This window comes from Mucilaginibacter pedocola, assembly GCF_002013915.1.
GTDB classification, from domain to species: Bacteria; Bacteroidota; Bacteroidia; order Sphingobacteriales; family Sphingobacteriaceae; genus Mucilaginibacter; species Mucilaginibacter pedocola.
In genome coordinates, this window is the sequence record NZ_MBTF01000038.1 from 1 (window position 1) to 20397 (window position 20397).

Genomic DNA, 20397 nt, shown 5'->3' on the forward strand with positions numbered 1-20397 from the left:
TCCTAAAATAGGTTGACACAAAAAGTGTTAACAAATGAAAGAACAAGAAGTTAAGGCCTATCAGAGAAAGACCCAAAAAGATTACAGTTTATCATTTAAACTGGAGATTGTAGACGCAGTAGAAAAAGGCGAACTTACTTACAAGCAGGCGCAGTTGCGTTATGGCATCCAGGGTAAAAGCACCGTGTTGGTTTGGTTGCGAAAACATGGTAGATTAGATTGGAAAGAATCAGAAGCCATGAAAAGAGATACACCCAATAAGAAGATCCGGGAACTGGAAAAGAAGCTAAAGCGATTGGAACAAGAGAAAGAAGTTTTGAACCGAGCTATCGATATAGCCGACAGCCGGTTGAATACTGATATTAGAAAAAAGTATTTGAGCCTGTTGTCAGAAGCTACAGAACAGGCTCGAAGCGAGACCGACGAACCGTTGGATTTGTAGCTAACGTTTTAGGATATAGCCGTCAATATTTCTATAAGCACTGCAAAGAGCAGGAGCAAAAGAACGAACAGGAACTGCAAATAAAGCAGCTTGTTGACAAGGAGCGGAAAGTATTATCCCGTTTAGGTGGCAGAAAACTTCATCATCAGATCAGAGATAGCTTGCAAGCGCAGGAGATCAAGTTTGGGCGGGATAAACTGTTTGCCCTGTTAAAGAAAAATGGGATGCTGATATTGCCTAAACGCAGATACATACAAACCACCATGTCAAAGCATTGGCTAAGAAAATACCCTAACCTGGTTAAAGATATCGTTGTAAAACGTCCCGATGAGGTATGGGTAAGTGATATTACCTATCTCAAAACAGATGAGGGCAATTGTTATCTGAATATGGTGACCGATGCTTATAGCAGGAAGATAATGGATTATGCGATAGCTGATAACATGGAAGCGGCACAAATGAAGCAGGCCTTTCAAATGGCTATCAGGAACAGAAAAAACAGGCAGCACCAACTTATACATCATTCAGACCGGGGGATGCAGTACTGTAGTGCAGAATATGTAAGTATCGCAAATCAGCATCAGATCAAAATCAGCATGACTGAAAATGGAGATCCTTATGAGAATGCACTGGCTGAACGGATGAATAGAACTTTAAAGGAAGAGTTTGGCTTAGGCAACGTACTAAAATCAAAATTGCATGCAAAATTATTAACAGAAGAAGCTGTTGATCTGTACAATAATTACCGGCCGCATTTATCTTTGAAGATGAAAACACCTCAAAGTGTTTATAAACAAAAATCCCAGCTACTCACGTAACTGGGACTATCGTAAAATCTGTCAACTTATTTCAGGACGATTCAGGGATATAAAGCGTTGATTCAGAATACACAAAACATTCCGTTTGTTCTCTTCCGCTCCTGCGCCGCCACGTAGGGCTAATGCCTTTTAGGGAAGTTAGGCTTCTGAAATTGTGATATCGAGTTCGAGCATGTGATATCCAAAATTCAAATAAAATTGAATCATATTTATCAAGCAATTCTATTTCATGATCACCTAAAACCAAGCACATGCGCAATTCGTTTAACAACCGTTGTTGAAACGCTATTAGATTTTCCAAAGACTGTTTGTCACTATTAGCGCTCCTTAATTGGTCACATATCAAATGAGTAGTTACTGAAAGTTGTCGTTTTATTTGAAGTAACAAAAGATAACGCAGATCATTGCTCATAAAGCTTGTGATATTATAAAATTATTGTGTAACTATCAAAATGGCCTTTTTGATCAAATGTTATCCATCAGCCTCAAATAAATATGCTCTGTCCGCGATGTTATCTAACCGCCAATGGCCCCGTGCAACCTGCCGGGTGCTCATTTAATTTGTTCATGCTTTCATATTTACGCCAAATAACAGCCCTACTAAAGCGGATGCCCCCATCGCGAAAGTGCCCCAGATACAAATACGTATGATCGCCCGCAGGATGCCCGAGCCCCCGGTTTTTGCCGCAATTGCCCCGGAAAGCGCTAAGAAAATAATAGAACAGCAATATTGATAATACACCATTACAGATATCGGCGCAAATATCGATACCAATACCGGTAAAGCGCCGCCTGCCGTGAAAGCTAATGCAGATGCAAAAGCAGCAGTAAACGGCCTTGCCTGGGTTATTTCGTTTATCCCCAGTTCGTCCCTTGCGTGGGCTTCCAGTGCATTGTGGGCAGTTAACTGCATGGCAACTTGCCTGGCCAATTCGGGTGTCAAACCCCTTTTTTCGTAGATCTCGCTAAGCTCTTCTAATTCAGCTTCCGGCATTTCTGCCAATTCGGCCGTCTCCCGTTTAAGGTCGGAGGTTTCTACATCTGCCTGAGAACTAACAGATACATATTCGCCTGCCGCCATAGACATTGCACCTGCCACTACACCTGCTATAGCGGCCAAAACAATAGGCCCGCGGGTTTGGCTTGCAGCCGCAATACCTATTGCCAGGCTGGTTGTAGATAGTATGCCATCATTTGCACCTAATACTGCTGCACGCAGCCAGCCGCTACGCGTTATAAAATGCTTTTCTGTTGGGGTATTCATTTTTAATTTTATGCCGATAGGTTATGCGTTGAGTTAGAAATGTATTAAAAAGTTATGGGTGCCATCTGTAAATTCATAACCCAAATTCCAATTATATAGGGCGCATATATTTTTTGCTATAGTTAACCCTAATCCCGTTCCTTCCGAAAGCCTGCCCTTCCTAAACCTGTTGAAAATAGCCGAACTATCAAGCTGATTTGCAGATCCGGTATTTTGTATTTTTAACTCTTGTGCGTTCAGCCAGATGCTAATGGTTCCGCCATTTATATTGTGCCTGATAGCATTACTAAACAAATTATTCAATAAAATATCCATCAGGTATTTACTCGTCTTGATTTTTTTAAGTGATAAATTTTTATCTATAACAAGATCCTTCGCCCGCATTAGCTCTTGAAATTGCACCATCTTGTCTGCAACTAACTGATCAAGCTCAATATCTTCAACATCGGGCACAAGGTTATGCTCAATTTTCACTAATAACAACAAGGCGTGTTTCAATCTCGAAAGCTTGCTTGTAGCGCTGTAAATATCATTTATTTGATCAAGATGCTCCTTTTGCAAAGTATCGTCCTGTATAAGCGTGTCAAGTTTCGACCGAATGACGGCCAGCGGCGTCATCATCTCGTGCGAGGCATCTTCGGTAAATTTTTTAAGATTTTCATACTCGTTTTGCGCCCGCTCCACCATTGCCTCTACGGCACCGTCAAGCTCTGTAAACTCGTTAACTGCAGTTTTTGCGCGACCGTAATTACCCGAGCGCGTAATATCGAACGCTTTTAATTGGTTTAAAATACTGTAAAACGGCTGCCAGAGCCCGTTTATAAAATACCGGTTAGCTAAAAACAGTATGCCTAAAAGCACTACGGCCAATAGCAGCGTTATAGTTGTGATAACCTGAACGAGGCCCTCAGCGCCCTCACGCGATATAATGATCACAAATTTATAGCTATCCCCCTTCAAAAAAAGTTCGCCCTCTACTGCCCTACCCGCCTTGTAGCCTATTTTTTGGGGTACATGGTAAATGGTATCGAAAAAGCGGGTAGGCGTGTGCCTGTTAATGCTTTTTAGAAACTCGGTTTGGTCGTCGTCGAAATTAGAAGCCGCCGGGAGCTTTTGCTCAACATTAACAAAACTTATCAGCTCCGACACCTCTTCAGACAAATGCTCGTCGAGCATGCCGGAAGCTATACTGCTTATTGCAAAATAATATATAACTGCCCCGGTAAGCAGTACTGATACTGTAATCAGGATGCTTACTTTATTGTAATGCGAGGTTAGTTTCATTTATCAGTAAACTTATACCCGATACCATAAATCGATTTGAGGTACTCGGTTGCCTGTGCATCTAAAAGTTTCTTACGGAGATTTTTTACGTGTGAATATAAAAAATCAAAATTATCGTGCATATCCATTTCGTCGCCCCATAAGTGTTCTGCTATTGCCGTTTTTGAAACCACCTTACCCTTATTTGCAATAAAGTATAGCAGCATATCATATTCTTTTCGGGTAAGTATTATCTCGTTACCATTAATAAGCACATTCCGTCCATTCAGGTCTATTGTAATTTCGTTGAAAACTAACAGGTTGTTGTTATTGCCGGCCCGTCGCCTGAATACCGCAAAAATACGTGCCTTTAATTCGGCCAGGTGAAAGGGTTTTACCAGGTAATCATCTGCACCTATGTTTAGGCCCTTCAGCCTATCGTCTAAAGAGTTACGGGCCGAAATAATGATGACCGCTTCGCTGCGCATCTCTTTCCTTAGATAATTAAGCACTTCAAAGCCCTCGCCGTCGGGCAAGCCAATATCCAGCAAAACAAAATCGTAATTGTAGCACGATAATTTGTAAACAGCACCCGCCAGATCTGTACAAGCTTCGCATACATTATTGTCTTCGCTTAAATAACTCAGCATATTCTGCCGCAGGGCTTGCTCGTCTTCTACTATAAGTATTTTCATAAAAAAAATCGTTCCTGTATACCCGGAACAGCAGATCTACCGGACGGCTATTTTAATGAATTAATCTGAAAACAATCTGTATTTGGCTGTTCATCCTCAGAAATTTAAAGTTAAAGTACCGATCCAGTTTATATTCAGAATCACACAATAATTTTAATAAACAAAATACCAATTACCGATATGGACACTCCGCAACCTAATACTTTGATGCCCCGGGTAGCAAAAACTTATTCGGCCCCATTGCGCGCATGGCATTGGTTAAATATGCTTGTTATTACAGGCTCACTCGCCACTGTGATCATAAACGCTACCATTACCGATGATAGGGCCAACAGTACACTTATAAAAACCGAATTGCAAAGATCGGGCGCTATTATTACTGATGACCAGGCGAGGCAGGCAGCCCATGCTTTAGGTGATAGTGTATGGGGAATACACATATATTTTGGCTATGCATTAACCATATTACTGATCGCCAGGCTTGTTTTAGAATGGTTTCAGTTGGCCGACCAAAAGCTGATCCGAAAAGTCAAAACAGCTTATCATCAATATAAAACAGTAAAAGAACAGCGGCAAAGATCCCGGCACGAATTTGCTGTAAAAACCCTGTATGCTGCGTTTTACCTTTTATTGATAATTATGGCCATTACGGGGCTTTTCCTTGCTTTCGAAGACGCCCTTGCGGCTTACAGATCTATAAGACATTCGGTTAAAGAAGTACACGGCTTTTGTATGTACCTTATAATAGCATTTGTAATAGTACATATAGCGGGCGTAGTAATTGCCGAAAAAACCGATAGCAAGGGTATTGTATCTGACATGATCAATGGCGGTAATTAAATGTATTTACCTCATGCTTTGCCCCCCAATCGGTGCAAAGCCTTCTCTTTTTACTGACTTGCCGATAGCGCTGTTATTTAAACTTTAAGGCCAGCGTAACAATATTTGAAGTAAGGCCGGTAGAGCGCATATAATGGCCTGCCCTTAACTCCAACGATGTTAAATGCTGAGAACCAAACACACCATTTGGTGGCGACAGCCTCAAATTTGCACCTACAAAGTTGCTGTGCAAACTGGAGAGGTCGTAATCGCTGGTGTAATATGTAGCCGATGGGTCGTGCCGACCGTAAGGTGCAAAATACCTGGTGCCTACCTGTGTGTTATACCGGTAAAAAGGGCTTACCGAAACAAATGAAGTTAGCTTCACCGGGATCTCGACCTCTGCCGTATTGGCTCGTATTCCCCAGTTATCCATATAATACCTGTAGAAGGTGCGAATTATGAAATGATCGTCCAGAAAGTAATTGAACCGCAACCCAATAGGCAGCTTGTAACGGCTATCGGGCAAATTCTCAACTCTTACAGATCCGTCGGTAAAGTAATCGCGCTGATATTTGGTGGCCAATAAACCGTGTTGATAAGATGGTTCAACAATAAACGCCATCTGCAACCGCTGCGTTAAAACCTGCGATAACGAAAACGAAGTACTGAAAGAATTACGGGGTTTATAGTCTACCGGACGATCATCATCATGACCGGAACCCGAGCCATAACCCGCCGGCCTAAGTTCCACCGGCAATATAACCTTCCAGGTATCTAAAAACACCTGTGCTTTAAAATCGAACTGCGTATTTTTATTGTGCGATAAGCGCGTTAGGTTAATGCCACCACCAAACGACTGATAGTCGAACTCGCGCGAATAAGAACCTGTTAAACCAAAAGCATTGCCGGTTTTGTCGTTAGACACAGTCCAGTTAAGGGATGGATAGATGCGCATATCCTGCCTTGATGCGGAAGATATGCTGTTAGGGTCGATCTTGTCTGACGAAGCTGAAGTGTAATGATCAACACCTAATTCGAAATTGAAGGTATGTTTCTTGCCCGACCGGCTGTAGCGCGACATCTGCAGATCCAGAGTATTGGCAAAATCGGTTAACTTTTCGGTACCTATACCACCTGTAACAGCAGAGTTATTACCATCCTGGCTGTAATAGGCCGATACAAAATTTACTTCATCAACTTTAAGTTTACGTGCCTCATAATTGGTAGTATCTTTTACGGGCTGAGGCTTAGTTTGCGCGTGCGATGCCAATATGCCCAAATACATGGCAATTACACCTAAATATAATTTTTTCATTTTTTGCCTTAGGTTTAGTTACATCCGCATCCACCACCACTTTTGCCACCATTGGCACCCGAACCACCTTCGCGGTACAGTTGAAAACTTTGTTCGAACTTTTGCGATTTGCGGGCCGTGAGGTCCATCTCGCTATCGTTCAAACGGTTTTTCTGGTATGGCTTAACCGATACACAGGAGCAGAAACTAACCATTGCAACCAGGCAAATGATAATAGTTGATCGTAGGGGCTTTTTTATCATTTATTTAATGTTAATATTTTTTGAAGTATAGAGTTTGTTATCGTCAGTTATGATCACACACGCCACATTGTCGAGCTGATCTACAAGGTTCAATCCCACGCGGGCACCCATAACCGTAACCGGGGTGGCCAGGGCATCGGCAAGTTCAGCACTGGGGCAAATAATGCTCACGCTTTTTATCCCGCTAACAGGCAGGCCGGTTTTAGGATCGATAGTGTGCGAGTAGCGCCTACCATCAATAATTACATACTTGGCATAGTTGCCCGAGGTAGCGATAGCCATATTGCTTATATTAAGCGTAGAAAAAGGCGTGGCTTCCTGATCGGGATCGGCAATGGCTATGGTCCAAGGCTTGCCATTGGGTTGTGTACCCCAGGTAACCAGGTCGCCGGCGGCATTCACAATTCCGCTTTCAACGCCGCTGCGTTTAAGTACACTTTTTGCCATATCAGCGGCATACCCTTTTCCAATGCCGCCAAACCCAATGCGCATTCCTTTTTCTTTTAAAAACACAGTACTGTTATCCGCGTCGAGTATCACGTTCTTGTAATTGATCAGCCTTACTGATGCCGCCGCCGTAGCAGCATCAGGCAGGGCTTTCATATTCAAATCGAAGTTCCACAGGCTTTTATCTATAGAACCATAAGTAATATCGAACGCTCCTTGGGTAAGAACGGATATTCTTATCGAGCGTGCTATAAGCTCTAAAACCTCTCTATCTACCCTAACCGGTTTAATACCGGCTTTGGCATTTATCTGATTGGTTTGGCTGTCATCGCTAAATGTGGTAAGCAGCCTTTCTATCCGCTGTATTTCGGCAATGGCAAGATCTATACGGTCTTCGGCCCACTGTTTATCTGCCGACACCACGCTTATTTCGAAGCGGTTACCCATTAATTTGAGCACCCGTTTATGCACCACCATAGTAGGCGCTAACTCAATGTCCGGCATTGGTAACTTCGCTTATCTGGGCAACAAATTTATCGGGCGTAACATTAGGGAAGCCATCCCACTTCTTCAGCACCTTGCCATTTTCGTCAATGAGCAAGGTAAGCGGAAACTCCCCTTCGGGGTTATACTTATCGGCCAAGGCTTCGTTACGTTTTACCTGGTCTTTGGGTAACTGGTTCTTTTTTTGCCTCGGAAAATCGGCACGCACCAACACCAGGTGCCCGGCAGCATAATCTTCGAACGTTTTAGTCTCTAAGATCTCTTTGCGTGTACGTATGCAGGGGCCGCACCAATCGCTCCCCGAAAAATTTACAACGATGAACTTATGAGATCTTTGAGCTTCTTTTTGAGCCTCATTAAAATCTCCCGACCAGTTAACCTCCGGCGTAACAAACGCCAGCATAATTATTGCAAATAAATATTTCATGCTTAATTTTTTTATGAATACACCCTAAGTAACGTACCGGAAACGTTTGTATTATACACAGTTAAAGACCTGCTTGTGGGGCCGCCCGTTACCACACCCTTCTCGGTAAAGGTGGCGCCGTGGTTGTTGCAAAAGAAACGGGTACTGGCCGCCTGGTATACCAGGGGGGAGTTCTCATGCATACACGATTCCTGAACGGCAATGTACGCACCGGCCGCCGTGCGTGCTACCAACACACCGTGCGATATCAGGTAGCCGCCATTACTTGTTAATGTTGCATTTGCCGATGCCGTAAGATCCAATGTAAAATCTACATTGGTTGCAGCGGAGGTTGAGCCGTTTGTGGAGCTTGAACCCTTGCCGCACCCCAAACAACTTAATACGGCCAGTGAGGTGGCACCGAAACCCATAGTTGCCAAAAATTCCTTTCTATCCATTTGGTTTAATTTATTGATACTAAAATACCTTGCTGTAACAGCAAACACATTCATTATCGGCAAAAGCCATTTTTGTATCGGCTTACCGTATCATTGTCGTTACATAGCAACAATTTTAAGTGGTAAATCTGGAGGCCACATGAAAATGAGGCCGTTTAACATTTTTTAACAAATAACTTTCAAAGGCACAAAATTTAGATAGGCAATACGGAACACACATAACAAGAATATAGTTGTTCTCTAACTCAGCGCAAGAAACAAAAGAGGCTGTCTCAAAAGTGTGAGAACAGCCTCTTTTGTTGTTTTAAGGGCCTCCTTTGGGGTGCTTCACCTCATTTAAAGCCCGGCCACTGGTTTAAATATTATAGGCCTAAAGCAAAGCTATGCTTCAGGTTTCCGAATCGTTCATAATAAGCCCGCTCCAATGCTTCGCGATGATCGGGATGAGCAAGCCGAATTAAGGCTTGCGCGCGTTGCTTAAGGTTTTTGCCAAACAAATTTACTATACCATACTCGGTTACTACCCAGTGTACATGGCCGCGGGTAGTAACCACGCCCGCCCCCTGCTTTAAAAAATGTACAATGCGGCTAATGCCCTTGCCTGTTTGCGATGGCAAAGCGATAATGGGCCGCCCACCCTGAGAAAGTGAAGCCCCTCTTATAAAATCCATTTGCCCGCCAATGCCCGAGTATTGGTACGTGCCAATCGAATCGGCACATACCTGGCCGGTAAGGTCTATCTCTACAGCGCTATTAATGGCCACCACATTAGGGTTTTGCCTGATGATACTGGTATCGTTTACATAAGCTATATCCATTACACGCACGGCGGGGTTATCATTCACAAAATCGTATAGTTTACGGGTACCTGCTATAAATGCTGTTACCGAACGGCCTACATTTAATTTCTTACGGCTATTATCAATAACACCGCTCTCAATAAGGGGAACAACACCATCAGAAAACATTTCGGTATGAAGGCCAAGGTGTTTGTGATAAACAAGGTTTTTTAGTACCTGGTCGGGTATGCTGCCGATACCTAACTGTAAGGTAGCACCATCTTCTACCAACGATGCCACCTTCTCTCCTATCTTTTGAGTAACTGCATTGGCATCAGCCGCGTAATTCAATTCAGGCAGGTCGTCGGGCTGCCAAACCATAGCATCTATCTTACTAAGGTGTATAAAACTTTCTCCATGCGTGCGGGGCATTAATGGGTTTACCTGTGCAATAACATGGCGCGCAGTATCAACAGCGGCCCGCGCTACATCTACCGACGTTCCGAGCGAACAATAACCATGGGCATCCGGAGGCGATACATGAATAAGCGCAACATCAATGGGCAGCACTCTTTCCCGAAAAAGCTGCGGTATTTGACTCAGGAACACCGGCACGTAATCGCCGTCATCGCTATTGGCCACATTGCGGGTAGCTGCGGATACGAACAGCGAATTAAAAAAGAATGCTTTGCGATGTTCGGGGCGGTCGAAATTAACATTGCCGAGGGTAGTTATACTTACCAGTTCTACGTTGTGCAATTCGTTATGGCGGGCCTGCAGCGCTTCAACCAACCTGCAGGGGGTGGCTGCACTACCGTGTATAAATACCCGGTTACCGGGCTCAACAACCTTCAATGCTTCGGCAGAAAGAATATATTTGATCTGGTTCATTTAAAAAAAGGCTTAATGGGTAGGAATGGCAATATTGCCCAGCATAGCAGTTTCGGCATAAGCAAAAAGCTCATTTTTGGTCTGCTTTATTGCTGCGAACAGATCCTTTATATTGCTTTGTAAATTATTGTAGCGGTTTAGCATATCCATATCTATGGCTTTTTGCTTTTCGGTTATATATGGCGCTAAATAGCTTAGAAACTCTTGCACGGCCACCCTTGAAGCCGCCGACAGCTGATCGTTCGCTTCTATCCTGCTCCTAAAACTATCTGCTTGTACCCCGCATTTGTTAAGCACTTCTTTAAAAAACCGCTCTTCACCTTCCAGAAACAAAATATCGTCCTGTAAATGGCGGCTCATAGTATACAACTCTTGCAATTCGGTTTCAAGTTCGGTGTCGGGTGATAAATTTTTCATGCTCGTGGGTGTTTTACATTTTGCGGATCAATAGCTACACTTGTTTTGCCGTTATAAAAGCCGGCAACATTTAATGCCGTTACACCAAAATTGTGTAACGGGCGGTGTTGTAAAATTGAGTATTAGCCTCCGCATAAAATGTGACATTGATCATTCAACCAAATGATATTGAGGGCACTTATCATCATATCTTAGCACTTCATACAACATTGGGGCTTAATTTAAGGTGAATGGCCCCGGTATAAATACTCGTTTTTGAGTAAACAGATCAAATTATATTCTTTCCCGATCTGTTTTTGTACTTTGGTATCAATAGTTGATCAGCCGTTAACGTATGCAAGCAGCCCCTATCAAAAACATTCTTGTTGTTGAAGATAACCCCGGCGACTTTTTGCTTACCGAAGAATTCTTACTGGAGCAGCTTCAGTTTCCAAACATTGTGCAAGCTAAAAGTTCACAGGAGGCCAAACAGCTGCTAACGGCCCAACCGCTTGCATTTGATGTTATACTACTCGACCTATCATTACCCGATAGTAAAGGCGAAGAACTTATTAACGAAATGATGAGCGTAAGTTCGGGCACTCCGGTCATAGTATTAACTGGCTATACCGATCTTACATTTGGTGTAAAGTCGCTTGCGTTAGGCGTGGCCGATTATATTTTGAAAGAAGAACTTACTGCCATAAGCCTGCACAAAAGCATTGTTTACAGCATCGAGCGCAAAAAAGTAAGTGCCGCTCTTGAGGCATCAGAACGGACCGCCCGTAACTTTGCACAGCGGCTTAACAATGTACTTGAAGACGAAAGAGCCCGTATAGCGCGCGAATTACATGATGAATTTGGGCAACAATTGTCGGGCCTAAAAATGTCGCTATCTGCATTAAAGAAGAGTTATGAGATACCAAGCCCAACAATTGACGGTATAATTGCAGACGTAGACAACGGTATACAAACCCTACGTAAAATAGCCAACGAGCTGCGCCCGGCCATGCTTGATAAATTTGGCCTGTTTGCGGCTATTGAATGGCTTGTAACCGATCTAAAAAAGAAAACCGGCATAAAAACCGGCCTTTATATAGATGCCAGGCAACCCGAACTTGATAGCGCTACCGAAACTAACATATTCCGTATATGCCAGGAAGCCTTAACAAACGTTGTTAAACATGCCAATGCATCATTTACCGATGTACAAGTAGAAAACATAGCGGGAGAGTTATTTATCAGGATAACCGATAACGGTATTGGCTTGAGGCCGGATAACGCCGGCAACCCGCTATCAATGGGGTTGATGAATATGCAAGAACGCGCCAGGCTTATTAACGCAAGCATTACCATACGCCCGGGCGCACAAGGTGGCACCACTGTTGAACTTATTGTAAACTTAAATGGCAACAAAAATATTAATAGCTGACGACCACTCGGCCATAAGGTTTGGGGTTAAACATATTTGCGCAAGCGAGTTTCCGGCAGGTATTTTTGGCGAGGCTATTAACTATGCCGAGGTTTTTAAAAAACTGAACGAGTGCGCCTGGGATATATTGATACTTGATATTGACCTGCCCGGCCGAAACGGGCTTGATATACTAAAACAAATAAAGGCAGATAAGCTTAAAATACCGGTATTAATGTTCAGCTTCCACAGCGAGGAACAAATTGCTTTGCGGGCCATGAAGATGGGTGCTGCCGGTTACCTTTCTAAAGATGTAGCGGATACCGAACTAATAACCGCCATAACCAGGATATTGAATGGCAAAAAATATGTGTCGCAGTCGCTGTCAGAAAAGCTGCTCTCCATGCTGGATGAAGACACCAGCAAAGAACCCCACGAATTGCTGTCAGAACGCGAATACCAAACATTGCTGCACATTGCTTCGGGCAAAACCGTTTCAGAAATAGCCGATCTGCTTTGTTTAAGCATACCTACTATAAGCACGTATCGCGCGCGCGTTCTCGAAAAAATGAAGATGAAAAATAACGCCGCCCTAACCACCTACGTTATCTCCCGTAAACTCATCTGATACTCTTTTGTAGTACAAACCACTACAACACTTTCATTGCTCCGTCTATAAGCTGTCGCTCTCATAATACCCAAATTTGAATTGTTGGGCAAGAGAGGAATATGCGCTACGCTACCCTTCGTGTTTGTGGCCCGGCAACGCATTAAACCAACGTTTCGGGGCAGGCCTGCAATAGGCTTGCCCTTATTAGCAAGAGTATTTACCTGTAAACATTAATAACCATGATGCAGCTCACATTTTCATTTACCACAGCGCTAATGTTAATATGCTATTGCTATTTATTAGTGAATGCACACATCCTGCTTGCCAGGGTTGATAGAAACATACGCGTTCCGCGCAAACCAAACGGTGCCATATTGTTAAAAGACCTAAGGGTATGGTCGGCAACGCGTTTTAATAATACTCAGCCCGAGGTAAATCGCTCTATTCTGTTTTTCCGCCTGTCAAACTACATATCCGTACTCTTTATAGCTATGCTGGCCTTTAGCGCCATACATAAAATACAGCGTAACAAACAACAGCAAATTATTATAATAAATAAAACAACCTAAACCTATGACCCCACTTATTAGCACTAAAAAATACCGCATATTGGTAGTTGAAGACAACCCCGGCGATTTTGCCCTTGTTGAAGACTTTTTATGTTCTCAGCCCGACGAATTTGAGCTAACACACGCCAAAACCTACAAACAAGTGCGAGCAGCGTTAAACGACCCTCAAAAATGTTTTGACGCTATCCTGCTGGACCTTTCGCTTCCTGATATGCAAGGCATGGCACTTATATCAGAAATCTCTACGTTAGATCTGCCAATACCCGTAATAGTACTCACAGGCTACTCTGACATGAGTTTTGGCGTACGCTCGCTTTCAATGGGTATTTCCGACTATTTATTAAAAGACGAGTTAGACCCCACCAATTTGTACAAAAGCATTGTTTATAGTGTAGAACGTAAACGATCTGTATCAGCTTTAGCAACCTCACAAAAAAAATATAGCGAACTATTCCATTTAAGCCCATTGCCTATGCTCGTTTTTGACCAGGAAACATCACAAATTTTAGATGCAAACAAGGCAGCGCTAAAACAATACAGATATACCCATAGCGAACTTTTGGCAATGCACATAGAAGAACTTTATGCAACGGGAGATACAGCACCACGAGAAATGGAGCCGGAAAAGGGAAAAACCTCGTTGCAGCAACAAGGCATCTATCAGCACAGATGCAAAGATGGTAAATTAATAAAAGTTGATATTTTAAGTAACAACATCGAGTTTAAAAGCAGGCCGGCTATGGTCATTCTGGCTAATGATGTTACCGAAAGGCTCGACTATATAAAGGCTATTGAAGCGCAGAATGACAAACTGGCCGAAATATCATGGATGCAATCGCATTTGGTTAGAGCACCGGTAGCAAGGCTGCTTGCCTTAACACAACTTTTTTCCGCCAGCAAAGATGCATCCGAAAAAGAAGAGATGGCAGAGTATATTCTCAAGTCGGCGCAGGAATTGGATGAAGTAATAAAGCATATCACTATCAGTACCGGTATAGTGATAAACGACAACCTAAAGAAAAGCGAAATGCTTTCAAAAACAACCAATTAAGCGATGAAACAGGCATTTGTAACCATTTGGCTTGTAGCAATATTCGGCGCCATAGCCTCTATATTTTGGTATACCGATTTGAGGTACCAACTCCCTACTCCGATCCCCCCTAATTATAAAGCGCCGGTTATTGGGAAGTTAATAACAGAGTCCCTCCCGGTAAAAACAAGCCAGAAGCCCATAATGCTACATTTTTTTAACCCAAAGTGTGCTTGCTCGCGCTTCAATATAGCTGCCGTTAAAAAACTATACCGCCGGTATGGCTCAAGGGTAGATTTTGTGGTAGTAGTACTAAGCAATGAGCCATACACCGCAGCCCAAATACAACAAATATTGGGCTTAAGCGTACCTGTAACGTTCAACAAAGCAATAGCTGCCGATTGCGGAGTATACTCCACCCCACAGGTTGCGTTGCTCAACTGGTCGCGCAAGCTATACTATTATGGTAACTATAACCGCAGCCGTTATTGCACCGACGAAAAAACAAATTACGCCGCCGATGCAATAGCCGGTTTATTAAGTAAAAATGCCCGTTTGTTTATTAATCCGTTGGCCTTAAAGGCCTATGGTTGCAGCTTACCCACTTGCGGCAAATAATTATACACTATATGAATTCCCCCTCTATTCATGCTGATCATGCTGCCCAAACATTGCAGCAACAGGTTAAAAAGCGTTCTGATAAATTAATGAATATTTTTTTACCCTGTTACTTTATTACCGGGCTTATACTGGCGCCTCTTTACGGTACCTGGTTTATAGCCATTGCGGTAGGTAGTTTATTACTTGTAGCCTACTATTCGGCTAAGCTCTTGTTGCCGCGGTCGCCACTTTACCAATATGTACTAAGCACGGTACTGGGTATATTTATGGCACAATATATTTACCAGCTTCACGGCTTATTCGAAATGCACTTTTTCGCATTTATTGGCAGTGCCGTTTTAATCACTTATCAAAAGTGGAGCTTGCAAATACCTATGTTCATACTGGTTGTGTTGCATCATACGGCTTTTAGCTATCTGCAAAACACGGGCACACCCGGCGTATATTTTACCCAGTTAGACCAGTTTGGTTTGCAAACACTTGTTATTCATTTCGTACTTACGGCAGTTATATTTTTTATATGCGGGCTATGGGCCTTTCAATTAAAAAAATTCAGTGCGGTATTCGTATTAAAAACTATAGAAGTTGAGCAGCTGCAAAAAGAAGCAGAGCAAGCCAATGCGCTTGCAATACTCAACCACGAACTGCAACAACAAGCAAAAGAACTTGCATTCATCAATGCAGAATTAGAGCAGTTCGCCTATGCTGCATCTCATGATATGCAAGAACCCCTAAGAACCATAACATCATTCGTAACGCTTATAAATAATAAATATGGGGATGTATTTGACGATAAGGGAAGGCAGTATATCAGCCTCGTAATTGATGGCGCGCAACGCATGAGGTACATCATTACCGACCTGCTCGAATTTTCGCGTGCTGGCCGCAACGGGGGGCAATTAGAGGATGTTGATCTCGAACAGACAGTAGCCGAATTTTCTCAATTATATCATCAGCAAATAACACAGCAAAAGGCTACCATCAACTTTACAGGCCTGCCCGTAATTAGCGGTTTAAAAGTTCCGCTGAAGCAAATTTTTCAAAACTTACTATCCAATGCGCTTAAATACAGCATCCCCGGCAAAGCACCGGTAATTGATATAAAATGGTGCCAGAACAACAGCCATTGGCAATTTAGTATATCAGATAATGGCATAGGTATGCAAGCGGCCGACCTGGAAAAAATATTTGTAATATTTAAACGTTTGCACGGCTCATCTGAATACCCCGGCACGGGTATAGGATTGGCTATTACCAAAAAACTGGTAGAATACATGGGGGGGCTGATCTGGGTAGAATCGGAAGAAGGTAGAGGCAGCACTTTCCATTTCACCATTGCAAAGTACTCGGGCAAAGGCCAAATATATATGGCCACAGAACAATTTATTTCGGGATAGAAAAATTTCTATTTTTTGGAACAAGAAAAAAATCAAACACCTCATTTACAATTACTTAAATAATGGCACACCAGTTGAAAAGCACTTTTTAAAAGATTTTAAAGCCATGAGCACAAAACCATTACTAACTATTTTGATCATAAGCGCATGTTTCTTTTCGTGTAAGAAAGATACATCGTTTACTGCACCAAGCGCGCCATCTGTAAGCATTACAACGCCGGTAGACAGTACCATAGCGCCGGAAAACTTTAGCTTTAGCACAACGCACCAGGTAACTGTTGATGTGCAATTATTAACAAATAATAGCCAGCCCATCAAAGGCGTACCGGTAGATATTATGGCGAGCAATACACCCGGGACCGATGCTATAGCAACAGTGGTTAGTAACGAAAGCGGACAAGTGCACGCCGTGGTTAATTTACCACTACATACCGATACGCTGATAATTGACGCCAAATATGTTGGCTTAATGCGCAATGCTAAAGCGGTTGTAACCGGCGATGCCGTTAACGGCATAATTGGCGGCCCGGGCGGGCACAGCGGCAACATTGTTGAAAGCACCTATGCCGTAAATACGCCGGCGAGCCGTTTTACTCTCAATAGTATAGGCACAATGGCAACCAATACATCGTATTTGTACATGGGTGCTTACGACAACTCAGGCGTACCAAAATATCTTGAGCCCACACGCGATGCTATTTCTGCCGACCTGTTATCCTACATAAACGCATCATTACCCGAAACAAAAAACGTTGCTACGCTGCACCCATCGTACCTGGAGTCGTCGGCCACGGCAGATCTCAACATTACCCAAACTGCTGATGTTTGGATAACTTTTGTAAGCGAGGGAGCAGGTTATTTAAATACCCTTGGCTATTACACCTACCCTACCGGTAATGCCCCACAAAGCCCTGCCGATATAAAAACCGTATATTATATGTTCCCAAATGCCTCTCTTTCGGGCTCGGGCGGCAACCTGCACTCGGGCGACAAAGTAAAACTGGGCCGCTTTGATGCCGGTACCTCCATAGGCTTTGTGCTGCTGGCTAATGCCTGGAACGGCGGTTCTAAAACGGTTGATGCCGGTGCCCCTAAGTTTTATACAACAACTGCATGTAACCCCGAAACCAATGCAAGCCTAAAAAAACATACCGTATTGCTGTATGCCGAAAGCGAAAAACTTTACCTGATAGGCATCGACGATCAAAACCGCCAAACAGGTGGCAGCGATAACGACTTTAATGATGTGCTGTTTTACGCCACCAGTAACCCGGTAACTGCAATTTCTAACACCAACGTACAGCCTATTGACCAACCTAAAGATACTGATGGCGATGGCGTTACAGATACTTTCGACCAGTTCCCAACCGACCCAACCCGCGCCTACGTTAGCTACTATCCCTCAAAAACCACCTTTGGTAGCCTGGTATTTGAAGACTTATGGCCCGCCACAGGCGATTACGACCTGAACGACCTTGTAGTTGGTTACCGCTACAAAACCGTTACTAATGCAAAAAACAACGTGGTTGAAATGTATGCCGATTACAACGTTAAGGCGGCCGGTGCATCTTTCATAAATGGCTTTGGCGTGCAGTTTCCGTTCAGCCCTGCAGCTGTTAAAAGCGTGAGCGGGCAGAAAATGATCGGTAATTATATTCAACAGAGCGGCAACGGAACTGAAAGCAACCAATCTAAAGCAGTTATAATTCCGTTCGATAATTACCAGGCTATTATAAAACGCCCCGGCGGATACTATATAAACACGCAAAACGAGGCCCCGGTAATAAAAGGCGATACTGTTCATATATACATGAGTTTCAACTCGCCAATATCAGCGTCAACACTGGGCACTGCACCTTTTAACCCCTTCCTGATAAGCAACCAGCGCCGTGGATACGAAGTACACTTACCAGATAATGCCCCTACCGACCTTGCTGATAAAAAATTGTTCAGCACACTGCAGGATAATACTAACACAGGCCTTAACCGCACCTATAAAAGCAAAAATGCATGGCCATATGCGCTCAACTTTTCTGAGCAATTTGATTACCCGGTTGAAGGCTCGGCCATTAACAAAAGCTACAATTACTTTTTGCAATGGGCAAAATCGGGCGGCAGCTTGCATAAAGATTGGTATTTAGACGTGCCCGGAAACAGAAATTCATCTTTGATATACAAAAAATAGCCCCCAAATACCCCGCTAAGTGAGAAAGTGCCAGGCATACGCCTGGCCTTTTTTGTTTCCCCCGGTATTGATAAGCATTAATGTTAAACAAACTTTAGTAGTTATAAAGCCGGCTAATCAAACAATTTATTTACCCGAACGCTTAGCCATGGTTGATGCGGCCTGCTACGCACTTGTATAAAAAGATGATAAGCCTAACTCCGCTATTACCCAACAATTACCATAGCGGTAAACGTAACTTCTATTAAAACGCTCAGGGGCCTATATAACACATGTTAGAGGTAGCGTATACTGCTTTAAAAACCTGGCATTTGAAACAAAAGACAAGAAACCGTTGATCAATATTTCCATACGTAGTAAATAATGGCCATCATGCAACTTCCGGTGGTTTTAACACAAGCTCCCACAGCCAACAAATATCTTATATCAAGGCAATTAGAGTAATCTCTACACAATACAACCGGCTATTTAGTCTTATAAATTGCCTCGTTATTAAATTTACCCTTAGTAAAATCCCCATGCATTTACCATAATTAATGGGAGGAGTGTTCAGCGTAATAAAAAAAGGCTGCTCACAACTTGTGAAGCAGCCCCGCATGGAGAGTTTAGTTGATTGATCACTGTTTATAGCATAGACCTATTTTATTGTGCAGAGGATACGTCGCCATGAGCGGTGTGAATAAACGTTTTATTGGCACCCTTGAGTTTAAATAGTAATTTGAACATGCTGAAAAAAGCCAAGGGAAAACCCAACGCCGCCGACAGCAGTTGCCTATTAAAGTATTGGCTGGGAATGGAAATAAAAACGGCAAAAAAAGTTGCAGCGCAAAGTACTAACCAATAAACAGCAGGCAGGCCATACCCCGGCAACAACGACAAAATGAACAACATTGAGGTTACGCCAAGCATTAGCGCCCTGGGCAGCAGCATGGTTTGTACCACCTTGTCAAAAAAATCGATATTACCCTTTGTTAACTGTATAAAGCCATCGGCGATGTACCGTTGCATGTAATGTATTTGAGCCGATAGCCACCGGCGCCGCTGGTTTTCGAAATTTGCCTGCCTTGCGGCTTTTTCATCATACACAAGGGCGCGCGTAGCGTATGCTACTTGTACGCCGGTACGCAGTAGCCTTAGCTCCATTTCCTTATCAAAACCACCAACAGCCTTTATCTCGTCCATTACCGACACAAATAGCTGGTATTGCATGGCAAAACCCGAACCTATAATGGCACATGAAAGGCCCAGCGCACGATGCCCTTGCCTAAATATGTGGTTATTTACACCTTCGCTTACAGCATCTAAAAACGCGAATTTTGTATTTGTATTTTTTGCAACGCGTTGCCCCTGTACTACTTGGCAGCCTTGCTGCATTGCTTCATTCATCCGTAATAAAAAATCGGGGCTGCAAATATTATCAGCATCTAAAATCAGCGCATAATCAAACACTCCTTCCGTTTGCTTAATAGCATAGTTTAAGGCTTTAGCTTTTGTACTCTGCTCAAAGGCTACTTCAACTACCTGTAAAGGCATGCTCCGAAGTGCTGCAAGTGTAGCGGGCATCAGCTTATCGGCTATAACAACCACCCGGCGTTTACTTTGCGGGTAATCAAGCGAAAGCGCTGCAATTGCTGTATCAAGTATTACCGCATCTTCTTTATATGCGGGTATATAAATAACAAAACTACCTAATGCCGATGCAGGCGGAAAAGCAGCATTGCTTTTAAAATGCCCGGCAAGGGCAAAAATAAGCAGGTAAATGCACTGCATGGCCAGTGCAGTAAAAGCCAAGAGGCTTATAGTAAATACCAGGCCGGCTATAATATCCATAA

General features: G+C 43.2%; 20 protein-coding genes and 1 pseudogene. 10 read left to right on the top strand and 11 right to left on the bottom strand.

Features of this window, described 5'->3' with window-relative positions; translation table 11 throughout:
• Positions 1–34 precede the first annotated feature (34 nt).
• Together BC343_RS27850 and BC343_RS27855 are read left to right on the top strand one after the other, a co-directional pair.
• Positions 35–442 (top strand): hypothetical protein, encoded by a 408-nt coding sequence (locus tag BC343_RS27850; RefSeq protein WP_078348609.1) that lies wholly within the window; start codon positions 35–37, stop codon positions 440–442.
• A 32-nt stretch (positions 443–474) separates the two neighbouring features.
• A pseudogene (locus tag BC343_RS27855) lies at positions 475–1260 on the top strand (IS3 family transposase); the annotation flags it as partial.
• 565 nt (positions 1261–1825) lie between these two features.
• On the opposite strand, the gene BC343_RS27860 reads toward BC343_RS27855, so the two are convergent.
• From BC343_RS27860 to BC343_RS27870, 3 genes are read right to left on the bottom strand one after another with little or no spacing between them, the layout of a single operon-like run.
• Positions 1826–2524 carry a VIT1/CCC1 transporter family protein gene (locus BC343_RS27860; protein WP_078351101.1) on the bottom strand — a complete coding sequence of 233 codons (699 nt, stop codon included), beginning with the start codon at positions 2522–2524 and terminating at the stop codon, positions 1826–1828.
• Positions 2525–2557: 33 nt separating this feature from the next.
• Positions 2558–3808, bottom strand: a complete 1251-nt coding sequence (locus BC343_RS27865; protein WP_078351102.1) for a sensor histidine kinase — start codon at positions 3806–3808, stop codon at positions 2558–2560.
• On the bottom strand, positions 3805–4482 hold the full coding sequence (locus BC343_RS27870; protein WP_078351103.1) for a response regulator transcription factor: 678 nt from the start codon (positions 4480–4482) through the stop codon (positions 3805–3807). The genes BC343_RS27865 and BC343_RS27870 overlap by 4 nt, the downstream gene beginning before the upstream one ends.
• A 180-nt stretch (positions 4483–4662) precedes the next feature.
• On the opposite strand from BC343_RS27870, the gene BC343_RS27875 reads away from it, so the two are divergent.
• Positions 4663–5322 (top strand): cytochrome b/b6 domain-containing protein, encoded by a 660-nt coding sequence (locus tag BC343_RS27875; RefSeq protein WP_078351104.1) that lies wholly within the window; start codon positions 4663–4665, stop codon positions 5320–5322.
• Between the two features lie 73 nt (positions 5323–5395).
• On the opposite strand, the gene BC343_RS27880 is transcribed toward BC343_RS27875, so the two are convergent.
• The 7 genes from BC343_RS27880 to BC343_RS27910 form a co-directional block, all read right to left on the bottom strand.
• Entirely contained in the window at positions 5396–6619 is a 1224-nt protein-coding gene (locus tag BC343_RS27880) for a DUF3570 domain-containing protein (protein ID WP_078351105.1), read from the bottom strand.
• A gap of 14 nt (positions 6620–6633) precedes the next feature.
• Positions 6634–6861, bottom strand: a complete 228-nt coding sequence (locus BC343_RS27885) for a DUF4266 domain-containing protein (protein WP_078351106.1) — start codon at positions 6859–6861, stop codon at positions 6634–6636.
• The gene (locus tag BC343_RS27890) at positions 6862–7812 is read right to left on the bottom strand and encodes an FAD:protein FMN transferase (RefSeq protein ID WP_078351107.1); all 951 of its coding nucleotides are present in this window, start codon (positions 7810–7812) and stop codon (positions 6862–6864) included.
• The gene (locus BC343_RS27895; RefSeq protein ID WP_078351108.1) at positions 7799–8239 is read right to left on the bottom strand and encodes a thioredoxin family protein; all 441 of its coding nucleotides are present in this window, start codon (positions 8237–8239) and stop codon (positions 7799–7801) included. The genes BC343_RS27890 and BC343_RS27895 overlap by 14 nt, the downstream gene beginning before the upstream one ends.
• An 11-nt stretch (positions 8240–8250) precedes the next feature.
• Positions 8251–8676, bottom strand: a complete 426-nt coding sequence (locus BC343_RS27900; RefSeq protein WP_078351335.1) for a QcrA and Rieske domain-containing protein — start codon at positions 8674–8676, stop codon at positions 8251–8253.
• 362 nt (positions 8677–9038) lie between these two features.
• Positions 9039–10346, bottom strand: a complete 1308-nt coding sequence (locus BC343_RS27905; protein ID WP_078351109.1) for an acetyl-CoA hydrolase/transferase family protein — start codon at positions 10344–10346, stop codon at positions 9039–9041.
• 12 nt (positions 10347–10358) lie between these two features.
• On the bottom strand, positions 10359–10763 hold the full coding sequence (locus BC343_RS27910) for a hypothetical protein (protein WP_078351110.1): 405 nt from the start codon (positions 10761–10763) through the stop codon (positions 10359–10361).
• Between the two features lie 334 nt (positions 10764–11097).
• Here BC343_RS27910 and BC343_RS27915 point away from each other — a divergent pair, with 334 nt between their 5' ends.
• The 7 genes from BC343_RS27915 to BC343_RS27945 all read left to right on the top strand — a co-directional run bounded on the left by BC343_RS27915 (position 11098) and on the right by BC343_RS27945 (position 18565).
• The gene (locus BC343_RS27915) at positions 11098–12174 is read left to right on the top strand and encodes a hybrid sensor histidine kinase/response regulator (RefSeq protein ID WP_078351111.1); all 1077 of its coding nucleotides are present in this window, start codon (positions 11098–11100) and stop codon (positions 12172–12174) included.
• On the top strand, positions 12149–12781 hold the full coding sequence (locus BC343_RS27920; RefSeq protein WP_078351112.1) for a response regulator transcription factor: 633 nt from the start codon (positions 12149–12151) through the stop codon (positions 12779–12781). The genes BC343_RS27915 and BC343_RS27920 overlap by 26 nt, the downstream gene beginning before the upstream one ends.
• 221 nt (positions 12782–13002) lie before the next feature.
• Complete coding sequence (locus BC343_RS27925) at positions 13003–13332, top strand: hypothetical protein (RefSeq protein WP_078351113.1); 330 nt, start codon at positions 13003–13005, stop codon at positions 13330–13332.
• A gap of 4 nt (positions 13333–13336) precedes the next feature.
• Positions 13337–14383, top strand: coding sequence for a response regulator (locus tag BC343_RS27930; RefSeq protein ID WP_078351114.1), 1047 nt, complete (start codon positions 13337–13339; stop codon positions 14381–14383).
• 3 nt (positions 14384–14386) lie between these two features.
• On the top strand, positions 14387–14980 hold the full coding sequence (locus BC343_RS27935; RefSeq protein ID WP_078351115.1) for a TlpA family protein disulfide reductase: 594 nt from the start codon (positions 14387–14389) through the stop codon (positions 14978–14980).
• An 89-nt stretch (positions 14981–15069) separates the two neighbouring features.
• The gene (locus BC343_RS27940; RefSeq protein WP_162276960.1) at positions 15070–16380 is read left to right on the top strand and encodes a sensor histidine kinase; all 1311 of its coding nucleotides are present in this window, start codon (positions 15070–15072) and stop codon (positions 16378–16380) included.
• 106 nt (positions 16381–16486) lie between these two features.
• Complete coding sequence (locus tag BC343_RS27945; protein ID WP_078351117.1) at positions 16487–18565, top strand: LruC domain-containing protein; 2079 nt, start codon at positions 16487–16489, stop codon at positions 18563–18565.
• A 642-nt stretch (positions 18566–19207) separates the two neighbouring features.
• Here the strand turns inward: BC343_RS27945 and BC343_RS27950 are convergent.
• Positions 19208–20395 (bottom strand): glycosyltransferase, encoded by a 1188-nt coding sequence (locus BC343_RS27950; RefSeq protein WP_078351118.1) that lies wholly within the window; start codon positions 20393–20395, stop codon positions 19208–19210.
• Positions 20396–20397: the final 2 nt, after the last annotated feature.